This window comes from Acinetobacter sp. YH12211, from assembly GCF_013418015.1.
Lineage (GTDB): Bacteria > Pseudomonadota > Gammaproteobacteria > Pseudomonadales > Moraxellaceae > Acinetobacter > Acinetobacter towneri.
Genome location: NZ_VPCW01000004.1, coordinates 13287 through 29515, shown reverse-complemented (window position 1 = coordinate 29515; position 16229 = coordinate 13287). Strand labels below are relative to the sequence as shown.

The window sequence follows — 16229 nt, the reverse complement described above, 5'->3', positions numbered from 1 at the left end:
GTTTGACGAAAAGGGAACTGTGATGATGAAAGTGTTGGCCATTGTGGCATGTATGTTTGTCTTGCAAGGTTGTATTCACAAAGTTGTGACAGTTCCCGTAAAAGTTGCCTACAAAACTACAAAGGGTGTGGTGAAAGGCACTGCTGCTGTAGTTGGTGCTGTCATTCCAGATGGTGATGACGAAGAAAAATCCAAACAAGAATCCTCTAAAGAACAGGATTAATTGACGCTATCATGCGTAATGAAATCTTGCATGGTTATTTAATCCATCATCGAAAATACCGCGAACGTAGCCATATTGTGCACTTGTTTACCCGCGAACATGGGCGGGTTGATGGTATTTTAAGACAAATGCCACCGCCACAATATCAACCGATTCGCATACAAGCTTCGGGAAAATCAGACCTTAAAAATTTCACCAAGCTGGAAATTGTTAATCAACCGGTTTTCTTCTTTGGTGATGCATTTTTTTCAGGCTTTTATTTAAATGAAATCGTGCTGCGCTTATGTTCTGCCGAAGTGGAAATGCCAGAAACTTTTGTGCAATATCACCAGACTTTGGCGCATTTACAACACTTATCTAGTCAAGAAAATCCCAATCTATTCTTAAGACAAATTTTGCGTCAGTTTGAACATACTTTATTGGAAGAATTAGGCTATGGGATTGATTTTTCAGTCGATGCGAACCAAGAGCCGATTCAGCCCAATCTACATTATCATTTTCAACTGAATGATGGTTTTATCCCCACCGCGCAAGTATCACGAGCAAATTTGCTTGGCGCACAGATCCTGAGTATGTGCGACTATGAAAAAGGTAGGGATTTTAACCCAGAGCAGTTACAATTACTGTCTCGGCTGTATCGACAAATGATTAGTTCACTGTTGGGTGATCGACCTTTAAAAAGTCGCCAATTGTGGATTCAGAATTCTCAAACCCAAGCGTAATGTAGGAACCTATTATGGCTTTACTCGGTGTCAATATTGACCATGTGGCAACTTTAAGACAAGCGCGTGGCACGAACTATCCAGACCCTGTGAAGGCCGCATTAGTTTGTGAACAGGCGGGTGCAGAGGGGATTACTTTGCATTTGCGTGAAGACCGTCGTCATATTCAGGATGATGATGTGCGTCGTATGCGTCCGTTGCTAAAAACTCGTATGAATTTGGAAATGGCAGTTACTGAAGAAATGATCGAGTTTGCCAAAGAAATTCGTCCACAGCATGTATGTTTGGTACCTGAGCGCCGTGAAGAAGTAACCACTGAAGGTGGTTTGGATGTAGTAGGCAATTTTGCAGCAGTTAAGGCCGCTACTCAGGAATTAACAGCAATTGGCTGTGATGTGTCACTGTTTATTGATGCAGATCTTGCACAAATTGATGCGGCCGTTGCATGTGGTGCACCGACCATTGAAATTCATACAGGCGCGTATGCCAATGCAGGAAATGAAGCTGCACAGCAAGCCGAATTGACCCGTATTGTTCAGGGCGTAGAATATGCAGCTAGCCGTGGCTTAGTGATTAATGCAGGGCATGGCTTGAACTTGGACAATGTAGGTGCAATTGCCGCTATTCAACACATCCATGAGTTAAATATTGGTCATGCTTTAATTGGTGATGCTGTATTTGTCGGCTTGGAACAGGCTGTTAAACGCATGAAAGCTGCGATTGATGCAGCGCGTTAATCTGCATATTTAAAATTGAAAGATAAAATTTGAAACGTTATGTCCAGCATAAATTATGATGAATTGATGCAGCCTGTGATAGCATTTTTAGGCTGCGAAACACCCAAAGAATGGTTGAACGAAGCATTAAATAATTTAGATATTTTGATGCAAGATCATGCTAACTGTGAGAAAAAAGCAGCAGGCACAGCCATGAATCTGATGTTTCGTTACAGCTTTTTTACCGATTTGCAGGTCAAACTGGCACAGTTGGTACGCGAAGAAATGCTGCATTATGAGCAGGTGCTAGAGTTCATGGCAAAGCGTGGGCAAATGTGGCAGGGTTTAAGTGCAGGGCGTTATGCAGGCGGTTTACGTAAAGAAATCCGTACCTATGAACCTGAAGCACTAATTGATGTTTTGGTGATAGGTGCCTTTGTAGAAGCACGTTCATGCGAGCGGTTTTATGCGCTTGCGCCATTGGTAGATGAAGAATTAGGTAAGTATTACCGTTATTTACTGAAATCAGAATCACGGCATTATGAAGATTATTTGGCACTGGCTTTGGATGTAGCAAAAACAGCAAAACTGAAAAACCCTGAAGAAGATATTCAGGGGCGAATTCAGCATATACGTGAAGTGGAAAAGAATCTTATTTTAAGTCCAGATGATCTGTTCCGTTTTCATAGTGGTGTGCCTGTGCAAGCCGCTTAAAACTTGTAGATGATCTAAGATAGAAAACGGAACTTCGGTTCCGTTTTTTTATCAATCAAGTTATTGCTTAGGTATTTTGATTGTGGATTGTTGCCTAAGTCACTTAGAAATGATCAAGGCTAAGATTAGGAATTACATTAAGCTGAATTGCCCAAAACAGTTACATTCATCTTTTTGAACGATTAAGGCATGAATCTCTGCTTGGTTATTTACAGACCACATCATCCATAAATTTTAGGCAATAAAAAACCCAAGTCGTTATGCTTGGGCTTTTTAGAATTTGGCTCTCCCACCTGGGCTCGAACCAGGGACCTGCGGATTAACAGTCCGTCGCTCTACCGACTGAGCTATGGGAGAATCTGAATGCGATTATAAGCAGATTTAAGCAAGGGTCAAGCATAAATTGTCATGTTTCTTTCATTTTGACTTTATATGCTTTTTATTTGAACAAAAAACAAAATTTTATTAAAAAATCACCCACAAGACTTGCGTTACACAAAATCGGTTGTTAGTCTGAGTGACAGAACAAAGCGTTTAAGTAGCATCTTAAACAGTGTGGATTTAACCCAACTTGCCAGCACTAAAATGGCTAAATCGGAGTAAGCGAATGAATACGCTCAGCATTTCTGACATTTTTTCTCAATTTTCTTATTATCAAGAACATTATCTTTCTATCTTGTCTACGCCTGAACAATACTACACTGCTGTAGAAGGCGCGTTTATTCATGTCTGGCCTTTGGCACCTCAAGATTTGTATTTGGGCGATTTATTGCAGTTGTGGTTTAGTGAAAAATGGCTCATTCAATCGACCTGCCAATTGCTTTCAGACCATCCAGACAACGGCACAAAAAAACCATTGCAGCGTGATCATGATTTATATTTGTACCAACTGGCGGGCAGCGCGCTTTCGGGGAGTAACCGTTCACGCGTGTGGTCTGTGTCTGAACAAAAACAATTGCGTGTAGAATTAGACTCTGCTTTTCGCTATTTATGTGAATATAAAGCGACAACTCAACCTGTAGTGTCTAAATCAGAGTTGATCGCAGCATTGAAAAACAGTATCTAATCTAAATAGTATTTAATCTAAGATGATTTATCATTTCAGCCAAATAGATTTGTATTGAATTGAGCGAAATGACTTGCACTAAAATAGTGTTCTAAACTGCGATAAAGATTTGCGAACAGCTTGAAAAGGATATTCAGCCGTGTGGATTAAAATATGCATTGCCATGCTCGCATTTGCTGCAAATTCCTTGCTGTGTCGTTTGGCATTGGCTGAACAGCAAATTGACCCTATTAGTTTTAGTTTGCTCAGGGTTGGCAGTGGAGCAGTGTGCTTAGGACTGTTCTATGCTGTTTTGCAGGTTCAACAACCAATTCAATTCCAATGGAAATCTGCACTCAGCCTTGCTGTATATCTGCTCGGTTTTTCGTTAGCATATTTGCATATAGACGCAGGCATAGGCGCATTGATTCTATTTGGCGCAGTGCAAATCACCATGATCAGTTATGCGATTTTGCATGGTGAGCGCATGACTTTGCCGCGCTGGGTCGGGTTAGGTTGTGCTATATTGGGGATGGGTTTGTTGCTATTGCCTGAAGCCAGTACGCCAACGTTCAAATATGCATTGATGATGTTACTGGCAGGTATTGCATGGGGTTTTTACAGTATTGCTGCAAAGACGATGCAGCATGCTTTAACCAATACTCTATCTAATTTCATTCTGGCGACTCCGCTTGTTGCTGTATTTTTTCTTTGGTATTTACCCGAAAGTTTTATCACTTGGCAGGGGGTGGTTTTGGCGGTCTTGTCGGGTGCATTGGCTTCGGCTGGAGCGTATGTGTTGTGGTACAGCATTGTGAAAAAAATTGATCACATTACCGCAAGTACTGTGCAACTTTCTGTGCCGTGTTTGGCGATTTTAGGCGGTGTAATTTTTCTAGGCGAACAACTCACCCTGTTGAAGGTCGTGGCAACCTTGATTGTGTTATGTGGTATTTTGATGGTGATTTTAACTAAACCACGTGTATAAAACCGTTTAGATTGCAGCGGGTTTGGTCTTTTATTGAATTTCTTATATCTATCAAGAAATGATCTTGAGGCTTTTTAAAAGCGTTATTTGTGATCTCTCTCCTCAGAAATGAGGAAAAATGATGAGTGAAAAAACGTAATTAAAACAAAAACCCACGATTCAATCGTGGGTTTTGTTCATCTAAACAAGTTTAGATTATTTTGCAGCTTTTTCAGCTTCAATTGAAGCAATCGCTTCATCTACACCTTCAATTGATTCTGCAGCTTTTTTGATACGTGCCAACGCATCTACAAGTACTTCGTCTGCGGTTGCATAAGAAATGCGCATGAAACCGCCTAAACCGAACGCATCACCAGGAACAACGGCAACACCAGTTTCTTCCAATAACCAAGCAGAGAATTCTGTGCAAGATTTTAAGCCTTTCGCACGAATCAATGGTTTGATGTTTGCATACGCATAGAATGCGCCATCTGCAGGTAAGCAAGAAATACCTTTGATGTCATTCAAACCATTTACAACTAAGTCGTGACGGCGTTTGAATGCTTCAACCATTGGCTCAAGTACGTCTTGTGGGCCGTTCAACGCAGCTTCTGCAGCAACTTGCGAAATAGAAGTTGGGTTAGAAGTCGATTGAGATTGAATTTTCTTCATCGCACCAATTAGTTTAGCAGGGCCCGCTGCATAGCCAATACGCCAGCCAGTCATTGCATAAGCTTTAGACACACCGTTTAACACGATTGTGCGGTCATAAAGGTCTGGTGCAACTGTCGCGATGTTATAGAACTCATCATCCCAACGGATTGGTTCGTACATATCGTCAGATGCAATGAATACTTCAGGGTATTTGCGTAGTACAGCAGCCAAAGCTTCTAATTCAGCTTTAGTGTAGATCATACCTGTAGGGTTAGATGGGCTGTTTAACACCACTAAACGTGTTTTGTCAGTGATCGCAGCTTCTAATTGTTCAGGCGTGATTTTGAAACGTTGTTCTTCACCACATTCCACAATGACTGGCACGCCTTCAGCAATAATCACCATATCTGGATAGCTTACCCAGAACGGTGCAGGGATAATCACTTCATCACCCTTGTTTAACAAAGCCAACGCCAAGTTAAAGAATGATTGCTTACCACCACAAGACACCAAAATTTGGTTCGCTTGGTAGTCAAGATTATTGTCACGTTTTAATTTTGCGATAATGGCTTTTTTAAGACCAGGCGTACCGTCAACAGCAGTATATTTTGTAAAACCGTTATTAATTGCTGCAATAGCTGCATCTTTGATGTGTTGTGGTGTATCGAAATCCGGTTCACCTGCACCCAAACCAATAACGTTATGACCCGCAGCTTTAAGTTCAGCGGCTTTATTGGTTACTGCAAGTGTTGGGGACGGTTTGATGGCATTGACACGATCAGAGAGACGTACGTCCACGGCATATTCCTTCTTATAGGGATAAAAAAATAAAAAGCATATTATCTTAGCCTAAATTCGATGTCTGCGTCGTTTAAAATTGCATCAAATTAATAAAAAATCACCAAATTAGACCAATTTCCTATGAAATCGTGATTAAAACTGCTGTGAGGTGGAAGTTTCTCGCATCGGGCGGCAAAAAACTTTAAAATAGTCCAAATTTTATAAGAGTGATGGTCATGAGTAAGCAGCAGCCTACTTCAAAAAAACCATTGGTGAATCTCCCATTCCCAATGCCAAATACAGCGCAGGATAATGATCAGGCGGTACATAATTCAGTGCGTCCTAAACCTGAGCAATATGCCGATAAGACTTGGCCACCGCCACGTGGTACTCGTCGTTCGATGGGTAAGCGCTAAAAAAATGCCACAATTACGTGGCATTTTTTATTGATGGGGATTTAAAAGTATTGAAATTAACGAACATGCTTACGCGCTTTGTTGGCAGGTTTTGGCGGCGAGATTTCACGTACGCCATGCCATACATCGCTAAAATCTTGCTCGTTGATATTATACAATTCCAATAAAGCCAAAATCGCTGCACCAAATAGCATTGGGCCTTCTGAATTATTTTGGAACTCGAATACCTTACCATTTAAGTTGTGCAAAATATCCTGAATTTCAAAGACCCGATCACGCCCATTGCTGTCAGTTGGGTACATTTGTGTATTCAATATGATTTTAGCCAAGGCTTTTTCATTATCGCTCAATGCCAAGACTTCAATTAATTCATCGGAGGCAGGGGTAAAAATCACAGAATCACGGTAAATGGTGTGTAGTAATTTTTGCGTTAGTTTAGGCAATGCTTTTTCGACAAAAGGACGAAACGACGCAGGAAAAATCACATTATGGGCAATGCCTTTAAACATAGGGGCAATTTCTTCAACCGTATAACCTGCAATACCACAACCAATTGAAGTTAAAAAATACTTCATTTTAGGATGGTTTTTGGCATAGATTTTAAAGTCATCCACATAGTGCTGAATTTGCGATAGTGGCATTTGTTGTAAATGTTCATTCATGGTTGGAATGGCAAAACTTTGTCCTGCCCAACCGCGCCCGACGCCTTCAACGGCACCAAAAAATTCTTTGGCTGTTCGTGCTGCACCACCTGCATGTTGTCCTGCCATGTTACTGCCAAATACGAAAACAGTATCTTCAGGGAGGCTTTTGATAATTGATTCGTCGTGATATTGGTAAGTCATGAATGTGTGCTTTTATGGTTGTCGTCCTGAAATTTCATGTTGCCTTTGAATAGCCAGTGGGTCAAGTCTTAAAGCAGTTTCCCCGTGCTCAATTTAGTCGTAGCACATCTTCGTTCTAACAGCGTCCAATACAGAATTAAAACCGAGCAATGGCTTTGTAGCTACGCAACATCGCCACAACATATTCGGATGTCCTGAGTGTAGGCAAATCTGCTAAAATATTAGGTCGCATCAAACCTGAGAGCTGCATTTGTGAGTGATAAGCAACCTTTCGATTTAGTCACCAACTATCAACCTGCGGGTGACCAACCACAAGCCATTGAAAAATTGGTTCAAGGGATAGAACAGGGCTATCATGATCAGCTATTACTTGGGGTTACAGGCTCAGGTAAGACTTATACCATGGCCAATGTGATTGCCAGAACACAGCGTCCGACCATTGTCATGGCACATAACAAAACGCTGGCAGCGCAGTTGTATGGTGAGTTTAAAGCGTTCTTTCCGAACAACGCAGTCGAATATTTTGTCAGTTATTATGACTATTATCAGCCTGAAGCCTATGTACCATCTTCCGATACTTTTATTGAAAAAGATGCGGCTATTAATGATCATATTGACCAAATGCGACTCTCGGCCACACGTGCTTTGCTAGAGCGTCGTGATGCCATTATTGTCGCATCGGTATCTGCAATTTACGGTTTGGGTGACCCCAATGCTTATATGAGCATGTTGCTGCATGTGGTGCAAGGTGATCGGGTGAATCGTGATGATTTGATCCGTCGTTTGGTGGAAATGCAATATAGCCGTAATGAGCTAGAGTTTTTGCGCGGTACTTACCGTATTCGTGGTGAAATTTTAGATATTTTCCCTGCTGAATCTGATCAGCATGCTATTCGCATAGAATTATTTGATGATGAAGTCGATTCGATTCGTTGGTTTGATCCATTAACAGGCAAATTGGTGCGTAAAGTGCCGCGCGTGACTATTTATCCTAAAAGTCACTATGTTACGCCTAAGGATAATTTGGAACGTGCGATTGGTACCATTAAAGAAGAACTAAAAGAGCGTTTGGTGTTTTTTCGCGAACATGACAAATTGCTAGAAGCGCAGCGCATAGAACAACGTACCCGCTATGATTTAGAAATGATGCAGCAATTGGGCTATACCAACGGCATCGAAAACTATTCACGACATTTGTCTGGACGACCTGCAGGCGAAGCACCGCCCACTTTGTTTGATTATGTACCTGATGATGCCTTGCTGATTATTGATGAATCGCACGTGACCGTTCCGCAAATTGGCGCGATGTATAAAGGTGACCGATCACGTAAAGAAAACTTGGTGAATTATGGTTTCCGTTTACCTAGTGCGTTAGACAACCGTCCAATGAAATTTGAAGAATGGGAGCGCATCGTCCCATCCACAATTTATGTGAGCGCTACACCTGCACAATATGAGTTGGAAAAATCGCAACAAATTGTAGAGCAAGTGGTGCGTCCAACAGGATTGATTGACCCAGAAATTGAAATTCGTCCTGTGTTAACGCAGGTGGATGATGTGCTGTCTGAAATCAATTTGCGTAAAGAATTGAATGAGCGGGTGTTGGTCACCACTTTAACCAAACGCATGGCTGAAGATTTGACCTCGTATTTAAAAGAATACGGCATTCAAGTGGCTTATTTACACTCTGATATTGATACCGTAGAACGCGTCAAAATTATTCACGAATTACGTACAGGCGTGCATGATGTCTTGGTTGGCATTAACCTGTTACGAGAAGGTTTAGACATGCCTGAAGTGTCTTTAGTGGCAATTTTAGATGCCGACAAAGAAGGCTTTTTACGTTCAGAACGTTCGTTGATTCAAACCATTGGACGTGCAGCACGTAACTTGAAAGGTAAAGCAATTTTATATGCAGATCGCATTACCGATTCAATGCAAAAGGCGATAGATGAAACAGAGCGTCGTCGTGCCAAACAAATTGAATTTAATGAATTGCACGGCATTACTCCACGTAGTGCAGTGCGTCAGGTGATTAAAGAAATCGACACAGGTGAAGTGCTGAACGATGAGCAAATTGATGAAAAAATCAATGCACAAAGCCGTGCTTTAAGTGACGATGAACAGCACATTTTGGCTGATCCTAAACTGTATGCCAAACATATTGCCAAACTTGAAAAAGAGATGTTGAAAGCATCTAAAGAACTGCAATTTGAACAAGCGGCTCGTTTACGTGATGAAATTTTGCGTTTAAAAGCGCAAATGTTGCAATCTGGCTAAATTGGGGCGAATTGCACTGTCAGTGTAAGTGCGAGTTTGCATACTAAACTTGCTATGTAAAATTTGAGTTGCAAAAATTACATATCCATACAGTAAATTGAAATGCTTGCGGTTATTTTTGAAGAAGATAAACAAAATTGACTGAACATTAGAGTTTAGAGGTTGGGACAATGGCTAAAAAACTTCCGTTTGCAGGTGCGCGACTTGCCAAAATTGCCCTTGGTGGTGTGGTGCTGATTGGTTTGGGTGCTGCGACTATGGCATATTCCAAAACCAATGAACCGATGAAAACGGTAGAAAAAGTCGAATTAGATAAATATTTAGGCGTTTGGTATGAGGTTGCAAGAAAGCCTTTATATTTCCAAAACAAATGCGGTTCAAATGTAACAGCAGCATATACATTGAATGAAAATGGCAATGTGCAGGTGGATAACCGTTGTATTGCAAAAGATGGCAAACAAATGCGTGCTTTGGGCGAAGCTTTTGTACAAAATGCGCCTTTTAACAGCAAACTCAAAGTTAGCTTTTTACCTGAAGTCATTCGTTGGTTGCCTGTAGGGCGTGGTGATTATTGGGTGTTAAAGCTAGATGATGACTATCAAACTGCCTTGGTGGGTGAACCACGCCGTAAATATTTATGGGTACTTTCACGTACGCCGCATCCTGATCAGGCTGTCGTGACTGAATATCTGAACTATGCCAAATCACTCGGTTATGACTTAAGTGATGTGATTTATACCAGACATACGCAAACTAAAAAGTCAGACTAAGTTGCAGCAGCTCCAGAGCTACTTATAGATATAAGCAGACAAACGTATGCAGACCAATTGACCACGCAAAAGCTGCGTGGTTTTTTATATCCTGTCATTTTAAATTTTGAACATTCGATCAATCTCTAAAACAACGTATATATGAGTATAATGCCGACTGATATAGGGGAGAGTCGGATGTATAAAGGCATTGCACTATCGGTTTTAGCATCGGTCACTTTTGGGGTGCTGTATTTTTATACCCAATTACTCAAACCTTTAGACAGCGAAGAAACTTTTGCGTGGCGTATGTTGGCAACTTTGCCATTCCTAACTTTGTTTATGTGGTGGTCGGGAGATTTAAAACATATTTCCGCGATTTTTCAGCGGCTCAAACAACAACCACAATTCATACTTTGGCTGATTTTTAGTTCTTTTTTATGCACTACGCAATTGTGGTTATTTTTGTGGGGGCCGATTAACGGGCGTGGTTTGCAGGTTTCTTTGGGTTATTTCTTATTGCCTTTGATCATGGTTTTGCTTGGCTGTGTGCTATATAAAGAAAAGTTATCGACTTGGCAGATGGCAGCAGTTGCCTTAGCCGTGCTAGGTGTCAGTCATGAAATCTGGCGCATTGGCACGGTGGCGTGGGAAACCTTATATGTGGCATTTGCCTATCCTTTATATTTCTTTTTACGTCGGGTCTTTCAAACCGATCACTTGGGCGGGTTTTGGTGGGATTTACTGCTAGTTATTCCTGTCGCGGTATATTTAGGCTTTTATTATAGTGACAGTGTAAATGTCATCGCAGCTTTTCCATATTTAATTTGGTCGGTACTTGGATTGGGCTTTTTAAGTGCATTGGGACTTGGCAGTTATATTTTGGCCAGCCGCCATTTGCCTTTTGTGATTTTTGGTTTACTGAGTTATTTAGAACCTGTGCTGTTGGCTTTTGTGTCTATGTTGTTAGGTGAACGAGTTGAAGCAGGGGAATGGTTGACTTATATCCCAATTTGGTTGGCAGTTGCATTATTGGTGGTTGAAGGGTGTTTGCATTTAAGAAAACAAAAAATGAATCAGCAAGATTTACAGCAGAAGATTCAACAGTCATCTGGACAATAAAAGCCGTCGCTGTGGTGAGATATTCAAATTTCCAAGAGGATAATCGAGTTTGGCATCATCCTCTTTTTCTTCTAAAAAATTGAACTTTTGTTGAAAAAACTAAAATCACAAAAATAATTACAACTATTTTATGAATTTATAGTGAATATATAGGAAAATAGTCGGGTCAGTACCAGCTTTTGATTCAATCTTGACGACAATTCCATTACAATTATCGGGTTTTGAAATTCATGCCTAGATATACAATTAATTAGAGGACGTATCTGTGAGCAAAGAGACTATCATCGCCCTACACGCAGAGCACCAAGGTCGCTGGAAAAACCGTGAAGAAATCGCGGAACGTATGATTGCTTTACTCGGTCAGTTGTACCGTGAAAAAAATATCATGGTTTCAGTTTTTGGTCGTTCTTTAGTTAACCGTTCTGTGATTCAAATTTTGAAAGCACACCGTCGTACTCGTATGATGGACGTAGAACTTTCAGTTGTTCACACTTTCCCATTGCTTGAAGCTTTGGCAAAAGTAGACAACATCGGTTCAGCAGAAATCGACTTAGGTAAACTTGCTGTTGAATATAAAGAAAAAGGCGGCGATGTAAATGCATTTGTTGCAGACGCTGTGAAATCTTTAGCGGGCAATCCAACAACTGTAGAAAGCAAAGATGTTGTACTTTACGGTTTTGGTCGTATTGGTCGTATCCTTGCGCGTTTAATCATTGGTCAATCTGGTCTTGGCCGTGGCTTAAACCTTAAAGCAATTGTGGTACGTAAATCATCTGATGGTGATTTAGAAAAACGTGCGTCTTTATTGCGTCGCGACTCTATTCATGGTCCATTTGCAGGCACTATTTCTGTAGATGAAGAAAATGAAGCAATTATCGCAAATGGTAACTTCATTAAAGTGATCTATGCATCTAACCCATCTGAAGTAGACTATACGGCTTATGGCATCAACAATGCATTAGTGATTGACAACACGGGTAAATGGCGTGATGCAGAAGGTCTTGCACAACACCTTCAATGCCCAGGCGCTGCACGCGTAATTTTAACTGCACCTGGTAAAGGTGACATGAAAAACGTGGTTTACGGTGTTAACCAAGCTGACATTCTTGATGAAGATACCATCATTTCTGCGGCAAGCTGTACAACAAACGCGATTACACCAACTTTAAAAGTGTTGCATGACAAGTACACCGTTGTGAATGGTCACGTTGAAACTGTTCACTCATTCACTAACGACCAAAACTTGATTGATAACTATCACAAGGCAGATCGTCGTGGTCGTGCAGCAACATTAAACATGGTTATTACCGAAACAGGTGCAGCAAAAGCAGTGGCGAAAGCATTGCCTGCATTACAAGGTAAATTAACAGGTAACTCTGTACGTGTTCCAACGCCAAACGTATCACTTGCAATCTTGAACTTAACGCTTGAGAAAGAAGTAGATCGCGAAGAAGTGAACGAATACATTCGTCAAATTTCAATTCACTCTAATCTTCAAGGTCAAATTGGTTATACCAACTCGACTGAAGTGGTTTCAAGTGACTTCATTGGTTCGCGTACTGCAGGTGTATTTGATGCGCAAGCAACCATTACTTCAGGCAACCGTTTAACTGCTTACGTTTGGTATGACAACGAAGTGGGTTATAGCTGCCAAGTATTGCGTATTGCTGAACAAATGGGCGGCGTAAGCTATCCTAAAGTTCCTGCTGAAACAAATGCATAATTTGTAGATACAGAATTTAAAATCAAAAAGAGCTTCAAATGAAGCTCTTTTTTTTGCATTTATTTCATTCTTAAATATAAGGATGAGTGTTGAAATTTCCACCTAATACGCTATCCTAAACTTACCAAAATAAAGTCTATGCTAAAAAGTAAGTAGATTTGATTTTGCTTTCAAGCTTTCAAAGCCTGAACAATAGAAATAATAGAAGGATACCGTTATGCAATATGCAACCAGTCACTTACTCGGGCAAGTCCTTGCTAAAGATTGTCCATCACGGATTCGTTTAGAACATTTAGCCAATAAATGGTCAATGTTGGTGTTGCATTGTTTAAGCGAAGGTTTGCACCGCTTTAGTGAGCTAAGACAGCGCATTGAAGGGGTGAGTGAAAAAATGCTGGCGCAAACCCTGAAAACTCTTGAGCAAGATGGGTTAATTTTACGTACAGTTTACCCAACGGTGCCGCCTAAAGTGGAATATCAACTCACTTTTGAAGGCTCAAAAATTGCAGCAAGAGTGAATCAACTGATTGAGTATTTAGAACAGCATTTGCCTGAAACTTCACAGCAATCTTCTCACTAATGGATTACTCATCTTTTAGGGAAGTCGCTGTAGATGTTCCTACTCCAAAGCACATTCTGGATGATTAAATAGTGCGTCGATGTGAAAAATCATAACGATCAATCAGCAAAATCCCGATGGCAAATACCAAAATACTGACAACACAACCCATCCAGCCCCGGTGTTGCCATGCGTAGACCGCCGTCAGTGAACCAAGTGCTGCACCTGAAAAATAAATAGTCATATATACCGCATTAATGCGGGAACGTGCGGTGGCATCAATTCGGTACACCAAGTTTTGATTCAATACGTGAAAAGCAGTTAGACCAAAATAACTCATCAATACGCCAACGGCATAAGCCACAATATTCTGCTGTGCAAAAAAGAGTGGAATGCAAGAAAACAACATCAAGCCAATACATAATATTGCGACAAAATTCTCACGACCTTTGCCGACCGTTTTACCCGACCAACTTGACGAGAAAATTCCAATCACACCCAATAAACCAAAAAGCCCAATTTGAAAATCACTAAAATAATAAGGCGGATTGGCTAAAACAAAAGTCATGGAAGTAAAAACCAAGGACAAAATGGCAAAGCCCAAAGCGCCCGCGCACGCTCTACGAATTAAATGTGGTTGGGTTATAGCCAACTGAATTAAAGAACGATAAATGCCTGCCACAGTCAAATTTTTATTGGCAGCTGTAGAGGGAAGTTTTGTCCACATTAAGCCTGCAAAAAGTAGGGTGATGATGCCGCTGCTGAAATAGACAGCTTCCCAAGACCAATAGGTCGATACAAAACCCGCGAAAGTGCGCGATAAAATAATCCCCATTACCAAGCCACTCATCAATTTGCCGACAATGGCAGCACTCGATTCAGGTGGACTGATGCTAGATGCAAATGGAATAAGCACTTGTGCAGAAATCGCACCAAAAGTGGCACATACGGTAAAGAAATACAGCATGGCTAAATTGCTGCTAAAAGACAGCAAAATTTGCGAAAACGCAGCAAAAACCATCAGACTGACAATCAATTTACGCTTATTTAGCAAGTCACCTAAAGGCACGAGTAACATTAAACCTAGTCCATAGCCTATTTGTGCCAAAACCACAGCAAAGCCTGCCTGACTGGTGCTAATTCCTAAACTTTTTTCAATTGAATAAATTAAAGGCTGATTAAAATATGCCGATCCCGCACACAAGCCACAGGCGGTTGCTATGAGTAAAATAAATTTAGGCGATAAAGCAGGCGTGGTTGTGGTGGCAACAGCATTAGACATGGCGGCAGAAAGCAAACAAGGGTTAAAGCACTATAAGAACTTAGATGAGGAAGGAGAAATAAGAAAAAACGATCATATCATTGCTAAAAGAAATGAGTGTTTTGAACAATCAAGGATAAAAAGCATCTACGCATACGATTGCATAAATATAATTCGAGAAATTCTCTAAAATATGGCAGAATATACGGCTTTTAAAGTTTTAGAGGATTGGCAAGATGCGCTTTGTTGATGAAGCAGTCATTACCGTAGAGGCTGGCGACGGTGGCAATGGCGTAGCCAGTTTTCGCCGAGAGAAATTTGTACCATTTGGTGGGCCAGATGGCGGTGATGGTGGTCGTGGCGGCAGTATTTTTATTCAAGCCGACGACAACGCAAGCACCCTTGTAGATTATCGTTATACCCGTAAATTTCGCGCTGAACGTGGTAAAAACGGGTCGGGCGCAAACTGTGCAGGTCGTGGCGGTGAATCTGTCGTTTTGACCGTTCCAGTGGGCACAACCATTGTAGATACAGACTCTGGTGATATTATTGCAGATTTAGTCGAAAGCGGTCAGAAAGTATTGGTCGCTCAAGGCGGTGATGGTGGTTTAGGGAATACTCACTTTAAATCATCTACCAACCGAACACCGCGTAAATTCACGCATGGTACCAAAGGTGAATTCCGTGAAATCCGTTTGGAGTTGAAAGTCCTTGCCGATGTAGGCTTGCTAGGCATGCCAAACGCGGGTAAATCGACCTTTATTCGTGCCGTGTCTGCGGCAAAACCAAAAGTTGCTGACTATCCATTTACCACCATGGTGCCAAATTTAGGCGTGGTGGATGCAGATCGTCATCGTTCTTTTGTCATGGCAGATATTCCAGGACTAATTGAAGGTGCAGCAGAAGGCGCAGGTTTGGGGATTCGCTTCCTGAAACACTTGGCGCGTACTCGTATTTTACTGCACATTGTGGATGTTCAACCTATTGATGGTTCTGATCCTGCGTACAATGCCAAAGCAATTCTGCAAGAGTTGGAAAAATTCTCTCCAACTTTGGCAAAGTTACCAATCGTGTTGGTGTTGAATAAACTTGATCAACTTCCTGAAGATTCACGTGAAGAATGGTGTAAACACATTCTTGAAGAATTGCAGTGGGATGGTCCTGTGTTCAAAACTTCAGGCTTAATGTCTGAAGGTACACAGCAAGTGGTGTATTACTTGATGGATCAAATTGAGCAACAACGTGAACGCGAAGTTGAAGATCCTGAGTACGCAGCAGAAATGAAAGCATTCCGTGATCAGCTGGAAGCTGAAACACGTGAACAAACCATTGCCGCGAAAGAAGCGTATCGTGAGATGCGCCGTCAGCAACGTCTTGCAGGTATGCTGGGCGATGATGACGAAGACGATGATGGTGAAGATGGCGAAGTAGAAGTGTACTACGTACGCTAAGC

The 16229-nt window shown here is 41.3% G+C and carries 16 protein-coding genes and 1 tRNA gene; 13 read left to right on the top strand and 4 right to left on the bottom strand.

Annotated features, from left to right (window positions below; genetic code table 11):
• The first annotated feature begins 22 nt into the window (after positions 1-22).
• Genes FTU98_RS03165 through FTU98_RS03150 form a run of 4 tightly spaced genes read left to right on the top strand, consistent with a single transcriptional unit; the run spans position 23 to position 2375 of the window.
• Positions 23-223, top strand: a complete 201-nt coding sequence (locus FTU98_RS03165; protein ID WP_019837686.1) for an NF038104 family lipoprotein — start codon at positions 23-25, stop codon at positions 221-223.
• Between the two features lie 8 nt (positions 224-231).
• On the top strand, positions 232-945 hold the full coding sequence (gene recO / locus FTU98_RS03160) for a DNA repair protein RecO (RefSeq protein ID WP_026438306.1): 714 nt from the start codon (positions 232-234) through the stop codon (positions 943-945).
• Positions 946-956: 11 nt separating this feature from the next.
• Positions 957-1682 (top strand): pyridoxine 5'-phosphate synthase, encoded by a 726-nt coding sequence (pdxJ, locus tag FTU98_RS03155; RefSeq protein WP_179991220.1) that lies wholly within the window; start codon positions 957-959, stop codon positions 1680-1682.
• A gap of 39 nt (positions 1683-1721) precedes the next feature.
• Positions 1722-2375 carry a tRNA-(ms[2]io[6]A)-hydroxylase gene (locus tag FTU98_RS03150; protein WP_004971715.1) on the top strand — a complete coding sequence of 218 codons (654 nt, stop codon included), beginning with the start codon at positions 1722-1724 and terminating at the stop codon, positions 2373-2375.
• A 281-nt stretch (positions 2376-2656) separates the two neighbouring features.
• Here FTU98_RS03150 and FTU98_RS03145 read toward each other — a convergent pair.
• Positions 2657-2732, bottom strand: a tRNA-Asn gene (locus tag FTU98_RS03145).
• Positions 2733-2982: 250 nt separating this feature from the next.
• Here FTU98_RS03145 and FTU98_RS03140 point away from each other — a divergent pair.
• Together FTU98_RS03140 and FTU98_RS03135 are read left to right on the top strand one after the other, a co-directional pair.
• On the top strand, positions 2983-3441 hold the full coding sequence (locus FTU98_RS03140) for a hypothetical protein (protein ID WP_154320886.1): 459 nt from the start codon (positions 2983-2985) through the stop codon (positions 3439-3441).
• 139 nt (positions 3442-3580) lie between these two features.
• A complete protein-coding gene (locus FTU98_RS03135) occupies positions 3581-4408 on the top strand; it encodes a DMT family transporter (protein WP_154320885.1) in 828 nt (275 codons plus the stop codon).
• 195 nt (positions 4409-4603) lie between these two features.
• Here the strand turns inward: FTU98_RS03135 and FTU98_RS03130 are convergent, their stop codons facing one another.
• Entirely contained in the window at positions 4604-5839 is a 1236-nt protein-coding gene (locus tag FTU98_RS03130) for a pyridoxal phosphate-dependent aminotransferase (RefSeq protein ID WP_004971708.1), read from the bottom strand.
• Between the two features lie 218 nt (positions 5840-6057).
• Here FTU98_RS03130 and FTU98_RS03125 point away from each other — a divergent pair, with 218 nt between their 5' ends.
• Positions 6058-6237 carry a hypothetical protein gene (locus FTU98_RS03125; RefSeq protein WP_004971707.1) on the top strand — a complete coding sequence of 60 codons (180 nt, stop codon included), beginning with the start codon at positions 6058-6060 and terminating at the stop codon, positions 6235-6237.
• A 56-nt stretch (positions 6238-6293) separates the two neighbouring features.
• On the opposite strand, the gene FTU98_RS03120 is transcribed toward FTU98_RS03125, so the two are convergent.
• Complete coding sequence (locus FTU98_RS03120) at positions 6294-7082, bottom strand: hypothetical protein (protein ID WP_180050398.1); 789 nt, start codon at positions 7080-7082, stop codon at positions 6294-6296.
• A 252-nt stretch (positions 7083-7334) separates the two neighbouring features.
• On the opposite strand from FTU98_RS03120, the gene uvrB reads away from it, so the two are divergent.
• From uvrB to FTU98_RS03095, 5 genes are all read left to right on the top strand, one after another.
• On the top strand, positions 7335-9362 hold the full coding sequence (uvrB, locus tag FTU98_RS03115; protein ID WP_104851763.1) for an excinuclease ABC subunit UvrB: 2028 nt from the start codon (positions 7335-7337) through the stop codon (positions 9360-9362).
• Positions 9363-9532: 170 nt separating this feature from the next.
• Complete coding sequence (locus FTU98_RS03110) at positions 9533-10132, top strand: lipocalin family protein (RefSeq protein WP_004971700.1); 600 nt, start codon at positions 9533-9535, stop codon at positions 10130-10132.
• A gap of 177 nt (positions 10133-10309) precedes the next feature.
• Entirely contained in the window at positions 10310-11233 is a 924-nt protein-coding gene (gene rarD, locus FTU98_RS03105) for an EamA family transporter RarD (RefSeq protein ID WP_154320882.1), read from the top strand.
• 265 nt (positions 11234-11498) lie between these two features.
• Positions 11499-12956, top strand: a complete 1458-nt coding sequence (locus FTU98_RS03100) for a glyceraldehyde-3-phosphate dehydrogenase (RefSeq protein ID WP_004971695.1) — start codon at positions 11499-11501, stop codon at positions 12954-12956.
• Positions 12957-13173: 217 nt separating this feature from the next.
• Entirely contained in the window at positions 13174-13536 is a 363-nt protein-coding gene (locus FTU98_RS03095; RefSeq protein WP_154320881.1) for a helix-turn-helix domain-containing protein, read from the top strand.
• 64 nt (positions 13537-13600) lie between these two features.
• Here FTU98_RS03095 and FTU98_RS03090 read toward each other — a convergent pair whose 3' ends face one another.
• Entirely contained in the window at positions 13601-14797 is a 1197-nt protein-coding gene (locus FTU98_RS03090) for an MFS transporter (protein ID WP_167845911.1), read from the bottom strand.
• Positions 14798-15012: 215 nt separating this feature from the next.
• Between FTU98_RS03090 and cgtA the strand changes: the two genes are divergently transcribed.
• Positions 15013-16227, top strand: a complete 1215-nt coding sequence (gene cgtA / locus FTU98_RS03085; RefSeq protein ID WP_004971687.1) for an Obg family GTPase CgtA — start codon at positions 15013-15015, stop codon at positions 16225-16227.
• The last annotated feature ends 2 nt before the right edge of the window (positions 16228-16229 follow it).

Excerpts from the sequence above, each read along its gene's own strand:
- FTU98_RS03165 (WP_019837686.1), top strand. The coding sequence starts at position 23 with ATGATGAAAGTGTTGGCCATTGTGGCATGTATGTTTGTCTTGCAAGGT.
- rarD (WP_154320882.1), top strand. The coding sequence starts at position 10,310 with ATGTATAAAGGCATTGCACTATCGGTTTTAGCATCGGTCACTTTTGGG.
- cgtA (WP_004971687.1), top strand. The coding sequence starts at position 15,013 with ATGCGCTTTGTTGATGAAGCAGTCATTACCGTAGAGGCTGGCGACGGT.
- FTU98_RS03110 (WP_004971700.1), top strand. The coding sequence starts at position 9,533 with ATGGCTAAAAAACTTCCGTTTGCAGGTGCGCGACTTGCCAAAATTGCC.
- FTU98_RS03150 (WP_004971715.1), top strand. The coding sequence starts at position 1,722 with ATGTCCAGCATAAATTATGATGAATTGATGCAGCCTGTGATAGCATTT.
- FTU98_RS03125 (WP_004971707.1), top strand. The coding sequence starts at position 6,058 with ATGAGTAAGCAGCAGCCTACTTCAAAAAAACCATTGGTGAATCTCCCA.
- FTU98_RS03140 (WP_154320886.1), top strand. The coding sequence starts at position 2,983 with ATGAATACGCTCAGCATTTCTGACATTTTTTCTCAATTTTCTTATTAT.
- FTU98_RS03090 (WP_167845911.1), bottom strand. The coding sequence starts at position 14,797 with ATGTCTAATGCTGTTGCCACCACAACCACGCCTGCTTTATCGCCTAAA.
- FTU98_RS03120 (WP_180050398.1), bottom strand. The coding sequence starts at position 7,082 with ATGACTTACCAATATCACGACGAATCAATTATCAAAAGCCTCCCTGAA.
- FTU98_RS03095 (WP_154320881.1), top strand. The coding sequence starts at position 13,174 with ATGCAATATGCAACCAGTCACTTACTCGGGCAAGTCCTTGCTAAAGAT.